The sequence below is a fragment of the Streptomyces niveiscabiei genome, assembly GCF_001419795.1.
Classification (GTDB): Bacteria; Actinomycetota; Actinomycetes; order Streptomycetales; family Streptomycetaceae; genus Streptomyces; species Streptomyces niveiscabiei.
In genome coordinates, this window is record NZ_LIRL01000470.1 from 1 (window position 1) to 7,032 (window position 7,032).

Genomic DNA, 7,032 nt, shown 5'->3' on the forward strand with positions numbered 1-7,032 from the left:
CCACCATCCGGCGACGCCCTCGTCCTTCCCGCCCAGGCCGAGCGTGGTATCGCCCATACCGGCGCGGCGGAAGAAGCCGGCGCCGGTGAGCCCGGTCATCACAACGGTCACCGTGGTCGGCTTGTACGGGCCGACCGGCTGGGTGACTTGCCTGAGGTGGTGCGGTCCACCCACGCGACGACCCGGTCGCCGGGCCTGCCGTGCCGCCGGCGGGGGTTGTGAGGGAGGGGAGAATGGGGAGCCATGGGACGGACCGCACTCATCGTGATCGACATGCTCAACACCTACGAGCACGAGGACGCCGAGGTGCTGGCGCACTCCGTCCGCAAGGCCCTGCCGGGCGTCGGGGTGCTTCTGGAGCGGGCCCGCTCCGCAGATGCGCCCGTGATCTACGTGAACGACAACTTCGGCCGCTGGCGCTCCCAGCACGGTGAGATCCTCGCGGCGGCCCTGGCCGGGCCCCGCGCCGACCTGGTGGAGCCGATCGCGCCGGACGAGGAGTCCCTGTTCGTCGTCAAGGCGCGGCACTCGGCCTTCTACGAGACCCCGCTGGCCTACCTGCTGGGTCGGCTCGGCACCGGGCGGGTGGTGCTGTGCGGGCAGGTGACCGAGCAGTGCGTGCTGTACTCGGCCCTGGACGCCCACATCCGCCACCTCGACGTCGTCGTGGCCCTGGACGCGGTCGCCCACATCGACGCCGATCTTGCGGACGCGGCGCTGCGGATGATGAAGCGCAACATGGCGGCCGAACTCCGCCCGAGTGGCGAGATCACCTTCCAGGACCCCGGCTCGGAGTAACGGTGTCACGGGCGCGGGCCCGGGCCGTCGGCATGGTCGACGAGGGTCAAGGAGGCCGCCGCGGTCTTGAACTGCGGCTGTTTGGAGACGGGGTCCCACCGGGTGGCGATCAGCTCGTTGGCCGCCCGCCCCGGGGTCCCCGGGGCAGGGGCGTGGCCGGCCGGAGCGTCCCAGTAGCCGTAGTGGAAGGGCACGAACAGGACGCCCGGTCGGACCGTGCCGGTGCGCAGCCGGCCCCGCAGCGCCCCGCAGCGGGTCGTGACCTCGACGAGGTCGCCCTGGGCCAGGTGCAGGCGGGCGGCGTCAACGGCAGAGATCTCCACCCACACGTCCGGGGCCGCGGCCACGAGCTCGGGTACCCGGCCGGTCTTGGTGCGGGTATGGAAGTGGTAGAGGGTGCGGCCGGTGGTCAGCTGGAAGGGGTGCTCCTCATCGGGCCACTCCTCCGGCGGGACGTACGGGGCGGGCCTGATGAGGGCCTTCCCCTCCGGGTTCACGGACCGGTACCACTGCTCGCCCAGCGGCTCGCCCGTCACCAGGTCCTTCCCGTACGTCTCACACCGATCCGGGTGCGCCCAGTCCACGCCGTCCACGTAGAGCCGGTCGGTTCCGGCGGGCGCCCGGCCGGTGCAGGGCCACTGGATGCCGCTGGGGCCGCGGAGCTTGTGGTAGCTCAGGCCGGTGTAGTCGCAGGGCCGTCCGGCGCTGCACCGCTTCCACGCCTCGAACGCCTCCTCGGGAGTGCTCCAGTGGACCAGGGGGGCGCCGTCCGTGTCCGTGAAGCCCATGCGGGCGGCGTAGTCGAGGAAGATGTCGAGGTCCGGGCGGGCGTCGCCAGGTGGGTCGACGGCCTTCTCGCAGAGGTGGACGGTGCGGTCGGCGTTGGTGAACGTGCCGGTCTTCTCGCCCCAGGTCGCGGCCGGCAGCACCACGTCGGCGAACTGCGCGGTCTCCGTCAGGAACAGGTCCTGGACCACCAGGAACAGGTCTTCCTGGGCGAGGATCGCGCGGACCCGGGCCAGTTCGGGCAGGGAGACCGCCGGGTTGGTGGCGCTGATCCACAGCATCCGTACTTCGTGCTGCTCGGCCAGCTCGAAGATCTCCATGGCGTGGGTGGGCGGTCCGTCGTGCGGGATGTCCGAGGGGGCCACGTTCCACACCTCCGCCAGGTCGGCCACGTGGTCCTCGTTCTGCCAGTTCCTGAATCCCGGCAGGTCCCCGTCGGCGCCGCATTCCCGCGTGTTCTCCGCGGTGGGCTGCCCGTTCATCTGCAGTACACCCGCGCCGGGCCGGCCGAGCATGCCGCGGATCAGGTGCAGGTTGTTGACCTGCACGGCCGCAGCCGTTGCCTGGTTGGCCTGGTAGAAGCCCTGGAGGACGGTGGACAGCAGCCGGTCGGCGGTGCCGACCAGTTCGGCGGCCTCCTCGATCGCCGCCGCCGGTACGTCGCAGACGTCGGCGGCCCAACGGGGCGTGCACGCCTCGACCTGCGCGCGCAGCATGTCGTAGCCGACGGTGCAGCGGGCGATGTACGAGGGGTCGGTCCAGTTGCGGCGGATGACCTCGTGCAGCAGGGCGTTCAGCAGGGCCACGTTCGTGCCGGGCCGGGGTGCGAGGTGCACGGTCGCCCGGCGTGCCACCGGGGTCAGCCGTGGGTCGACGCACAGCAGCCGGGGCGGGTCGGGGCCGCCGAGCCGGTCCAGGATCCGCATCCACTGCACGGCCTGGGTCTCGGCGACGTTGTGCCCGAACAGGGCGATCGCGTCGGCGTGGTCGATGTCCTCGTACGAGCCGGGCTGTCCGTCACTGCCGAAGGACTCCTTCAGCGCCTCAGCGGCCGTCGCCGTGCACAGCCGGGTGTTGCCGTCCAGGTGCGGCGTGCCGATCCCGGCGCGGGCGAGGACGGCCAGGGTGTAGTACTCCTCCAGGAACAGCTGGCCGGAGGTGTAGAACGCGAGCGCCTTCGGGCCGTGCGAACCGATGAGCTTCCGCGACCTGGAGACGATGCGGTTCATGGCCGTGGGCCAGTCGGCTTCGACCAGGCGTCCGTCCTCGCGGACGAGCGGGCGGGTCAGCCGGTCCGCGGAGGCGTTGGCCTGCCAGGTGTAGAGGTCCTTGGGCTCCAGCCGGCCCCGGTTGACGCGGTCACCGGGCCGGCCCCGGACGCCGACGATACGGCCGTGGCGGACGGCGATGTCCATCGCGTCCCCGTCGGAATGCAGGAGGGAGGCCGCCTGCACCCACGTATCGACGTCCGGCTCCGCCACGCCGTCGGCGAGGCAGGAGTCCGTTCGGGCGGGCCACGGGCCGCCCAGGCCGTAGGGGGTGCGGGCCCCCCACGGATCGGTGATCCGGTCGGCGGACAGATGCGCCGGATGTCGCCTCACAGCCGCTCCCTGGCACCCCTTTCGGCGGCGTGCCCGCCGAACATGTCGATGGACGGCGCCTACCCGCAGCGCATCACCCGACACCCCCGGCGCCGGGCGCGGGCCGCGCACGGCGCGGGGCAGGCGCCCGAGACGGGTAGCTCCCTTTCCGCGCCGGCCGATCGGCTGGAAGGAGAAGGCGCCGTCCCCCGCGCTCTGCAACCGCGACCGTGACGCGGGCCTCCGGGCACGCACGTGCTCCTGCGCGGCCACGGTCGTCCTGCCCCGCTCCCTGCGCCGGCGCGGCTCCCCGGAGTCCAAGCCGGTCGGGCCGCCCAGCCCACCACCGGCATCGAACGCTGCCCCGGCCCGGCCGCCGCCATCCGGCCTCGGAGGGGTCCGTTGCCGGATGGGGCGGGCGCCGGGGGCGTGGAGTGGCCGGTGGAGGGCAGGCGCGCAGGTGCAGGTCGCCGGGACTGGCCCGTGCGGCCGAGCCGAGCTCGGGAGGCGCGTCGTGACTACCGCACGCGAGATCACGCCCCCGGACGCCACCTGCACCGGTACCGCCGACAGCATCCTGGATGCCGCGAAGAGGACGACAGACCTCGGCGCCGGCAAGGACCCCGCCGCCCGCACGGCCGGCGACTCCGCGCAGGGCGAGGCGCTCACCCTCGGCGCGGACGACGACGCCGCGCAGACCATGCGGGCCAGGGCCGAGCACAAGGTCCACCGCCTGCCCGACCCTCAGGGCCGGCCAACTCCTCGAAGTCCTCTCCAGCTGAAACCGCCGGCACGGGCGGCCGAACGGACAGGAGGCAGCCCGTGCGCACGTGTCGCCTCGGAGGCGTGATGAAAGCAGTGACCTGGCAAGGCCGACGCAAGATCGAAGTGACAGATGTCCCCGACCCGCAGATCGCCGATCCCACCGACTGCGTGATCAAGGTGACGACGACGGGCCTGTGCGGCTCGGACCTGCACCTGTACGAGGTGCTGGGCCCGTTCCTGGACGCCGGGGACATCCTCGGGCACGAACCCATGGGTGTCGTCGCCGAGGTGGGCTCCGAAGTCCGGGAGCTCAAGGCCGGTGACCGGGTGGTGGTCCCGTTCAACGTCTCGTGCGGCACGTGCTTCATGTGCGAACAGGGCCTGCACTCGCAGTGCGAGACCACCCAGGTCCACGAGCACGGCAGCGGCGCGAGTCTGTTCGGATACACCAAGCTCTACGGGCAAGTGCCCGGCGGCCAGGCGGAATACCTACGGGTCCCGTTCGCGGACACCCTCCCCATCCGGGTTCCCGAAGGGCCGCCGGATGACCGCTTCGTGTACCTGTCGGACGTCCTGCCGACCGCGTGGCAGGCGGTCGCCTACGCCGGCATCCCTGCCGGCGGGAGCGTCGCCGTTCTGGGCCTGGGACCGATCGGCGACATGTGCACCCGCGTCGCCGCCCACCGCGGGGCCGGCAAGGTGATCGGCATCGACCTCGTTCCGGAACGGCTGGCGCGGGCGGCCGGGCACGGCGCGCAGGTCTTCGACCTGCGCCGGTACGGAGACCAACTCGTCGACGTGGTCCGCGACGCGACCGGCGGCCGGGGCCCGGACGCGGTGATCGACGCCGTGGGCATGGAGGCCCACGGCGGCACCGTCGCCAGGACCGCCCAGACCGCCACCGGCTTCCTCCCCGACGCGTTGGCCGCCGCGCTGACGAAGAAGGCCGGTGTGGACAGCCTGGGCGCCTTGCACCTGGCCATCGAACTCGTACGGCGCGGCGGCACGATCTCCCTCTCCGGCGTCTACGGCGGCGCCGCCGACCTGCTCCCGCTGCTGACCATGTTCGACAAGCAGATCCAACTGCGCATGGGCCAGGCCAACGTGCACCGCTGGGTCGACGACCTCCTGCCTCTGCTGACCGATGGCGATCCGCTGGGCGTCGAGGGCTTCGCCACCCATCACCTGCCCCTGGCCGAGGCCCCACAGGCGTACGCGGACTTCCAGAAGAAGCGCGACAACATGGTCAAGGTCCTGTTCCACCCCTGACGGCGCTCGGATCGGTGTCCCCGGCAGGAGGGCCGACCCACGCCCCTGCGGCCGACAACGCCAGGCATCGGGCCCGGACCTCCCTACGGCCGACTGCCCGCACGGCCAGGCCGCGTGGCGCCGGGCGCCGCCGGTGCGGGGCGGGAGAGCCCGGGTCTGAGGTGCGGGCACGGCTGATCACGCAGGGGCGTTCCCCGACGCGGTCCGACCGTCCGGGAAGAAGCAGGGCTCCCCGGTGTGCCGCCGGCACGGAAGGCGTGGCACATCATCCGCCACGCCCGCCGGGTCATGGTCGGCTGGGCCCCGGAAGAGAGCCCACAGCTGCGAGGACGACGGCGCGCCCGCACCGACGGAGCCGGTGTGTCAGCAAGGGGACCCCCGCGATCCGTTCGGCCACCTGCGCGCGCAGTGCCGTGAGCCCGGGGAACGGGCCGCGCACGCTCAGCTGGAAGCCGAAATGCAGGTCGGCGGGGTCGGGGGCGAGGACGTCGGAGGTGAGGACGGCATCCTCGGGCGCGGTGAAGGCTCCCTGTTCCCGTCGGGTGAGGAGCCAGTCGCCGCTCTGGTACTCCCAGTGGTCGCCGGCGGGGTGGCGTTCGAGGTGCCGGTGGGTGACGTCGAGCCACCTCGCCGCCGATGCCAGCACCATCGGTCGGGGTTGACGGCAGTCTCTTCGGTCGCCGGTTCGGCGACGGGCCCCCGGTCGCGACGCGGCCCAGTGACGGAGCGGAAGGAGCCGATATCGACACCCCGTCCGATCGCCGAGTCGCCGATGAACCCGCCGTCGCCGAATCCGCCCGCCAACTGCCCGCCCTGTCCGGCCGTCGCGCAGTCCTGCCCACCCGGCACCGCCGCTCCGGCGGCAGGCCCGCCCCCCTTGGAAGGGCCCCGCGGTGCCCCAGGACCGTTCCCGCGGCAGTGTTCCCCGCCGGGTCCTGGGACACCACCCGTCGCCAAGATCATGGCCGATGCGGGCACCGACGTGACCGTGCACGCCCGTCGTGCCGAGATCGCCGACGCGATCAACACGGTGCACGCGATCCCGGCTGCTTCCCGGATGTGGACCTCCCGTCACGGGTTGGCATCCTCGTCATCGTGGCCTCGATGCCGTCGCGCACGCACAGGCCGCCGCGGACCCGGTTCTTCTCCGGATCGCGGCTGTGGTCCGGCTCGTTCTTGATCCGATGCTCGTCCGGTGACCAGCCGGGGGCGGGCAAAGAAGCCCGTAGGACGACCGGTCCGATCTCGTCCGCACAGATCACCGTGACGTCCGGTGGCGGGTCGGTGCAGCTCACGTGCTGGTGTCCGTCCTCGGTGAGGCTGGACGGGCAGCGGATGAGCCGACCGGTGATCTGTCGCGCGCTCGGCGATGCCGGATGCTGGTGCAGGGCGCCGGCTCCCCCCTGGGCAGCGAGTTCCTCGCACGGTTCCCTGACGGTGACGGCACCTCAGGTCTCCCCGAAACGCCGTTGCAGCCTGGCGCGGTGGACGTCGAGGCGACCGGTAGGGACGCGACGGCCGGTGCCGGCGTACCGCACCATGTGGCGTCCCCGGCCCAGATGCCGGGCGGATCGAGCGCAGGCCCGTTCCAGCACGTCCTGCCAAGAGGTCTCGTCATGGCCCATGACCTGGACCTCTGCACCGGCGGGACGGTTGAACCCGAGCCAACAGAACATGACGGATCGTCACGGACGCTGCGTTCCGTCCTGGTGGACCCCGACCGGCGGCCGGGGTGTCCCTCGCGCATGGCCGTCCCCGTGAACGGTGCGACGTTCGCGGGGACGAGCGACAAGCCTCAGCCAGGTACGCGCACCAGCCCCCTCCCCCTCACCAC

At 72.5% G+C, this 7,032-nt stretch carries 6 protein-coding genes; 4 read left to right on the forward strand and 2 right to left on the reverse strand.

Going from position 1 to position 7,032, the window contains the following annotated elements:
* The first annotated feature begins 243 nt into the window (after positions 1-243).
* Positions 244-798: a cysteine hydrolase family protein gene (locus tag AOK24_RS22715; RefSeq protein WP_055721913.1), complete on the forward strand. Its 555-nt coding sequence runs from the start codon at positions 244-246 to the stop codon at positions 796-798.
* A 5-nt stretch (positions 799-803) separates the two neighbouring features.
* On the opposite strand, the gene AOK24_RS22720 is transcribed toward AOK24_RS22715, so the two are convergent.
* Positions 804-3,185, reverse strand: coding sequence for a molybdopterin oxidoreductase family protein (locus tag AOK24_RS22720; RefSeq protein ID WP_055721914.1), 2,382 nt, complete (start codon positions 3,183-3,185; stop codon positions 804-806).
* Positions 3,186-3,678: 493 nt separating this feature from the next.
* On the opposite strand from AOK24_RS22720, the gene AOK24_RS22725 reads away from it, so the two are divergent.
* Both AOK24_RS22725 and AOK24_RS22730 read left to right on the forward strand, forming a co-directional pair.
* Positions 3,679-4,014: a CBS domain-containing protein gene (locus tag AOK24_RS22725; RefSeq protein ID WP_055721915.1), complete on the forward strand. Its 336-nt coding sequence runs from the start codon at positions 3,679-3,681 to the stop codon at positions 4,012-4,014.
* On the forward strand, positions 4,014-5,198 hold the full coding sequence (locus AOK24_RS22730; RefSeq protein ID WP_055721916.1) for an alcohol dehydrogenase catalytic domain-containing protein: 1,185 nt from the start codon (positions 4,014-4,016) through the stop codon (positions 5,196-5,198). Before AOK24_RS22725 ends, AOK24_RS22730 begins: the two co-directional genes overlap by 1 nt.
* 286 nt (positions 5,199-5,484) lie before the next feature.
* On the opposite strand, the gene AOK24_RS22735 is transcribed toward AOK24_RS22730, so the two are convergent.
* Positions 5,485-5,847 carry a hypothetical protein gene (locus tag AOK24_RS22735; RefSeq protein ID WP_055721917.1) on the reverse strand — a complete coding sequence of 121 codons (363 nt, stop codon included), beginning with the start codon at positions 5,845-5,847 and terminating at the stop codon, positions 5,485-5,487.
* A gap of 967 nt (positions 5,848-6,814) precedes the next feature.
* Here AOK24_RS22735 and AOK24_RS49775 point away from each other — a divergent pair.
* Positions 6,815-7,032, forward strand: a 218-nt coding sequence (locus AOK24_RS49775; RefSeq protein ID WP_206191252.1) for a hypothetical protein, incomplete at its 3' end; no start/stop codon positions are given.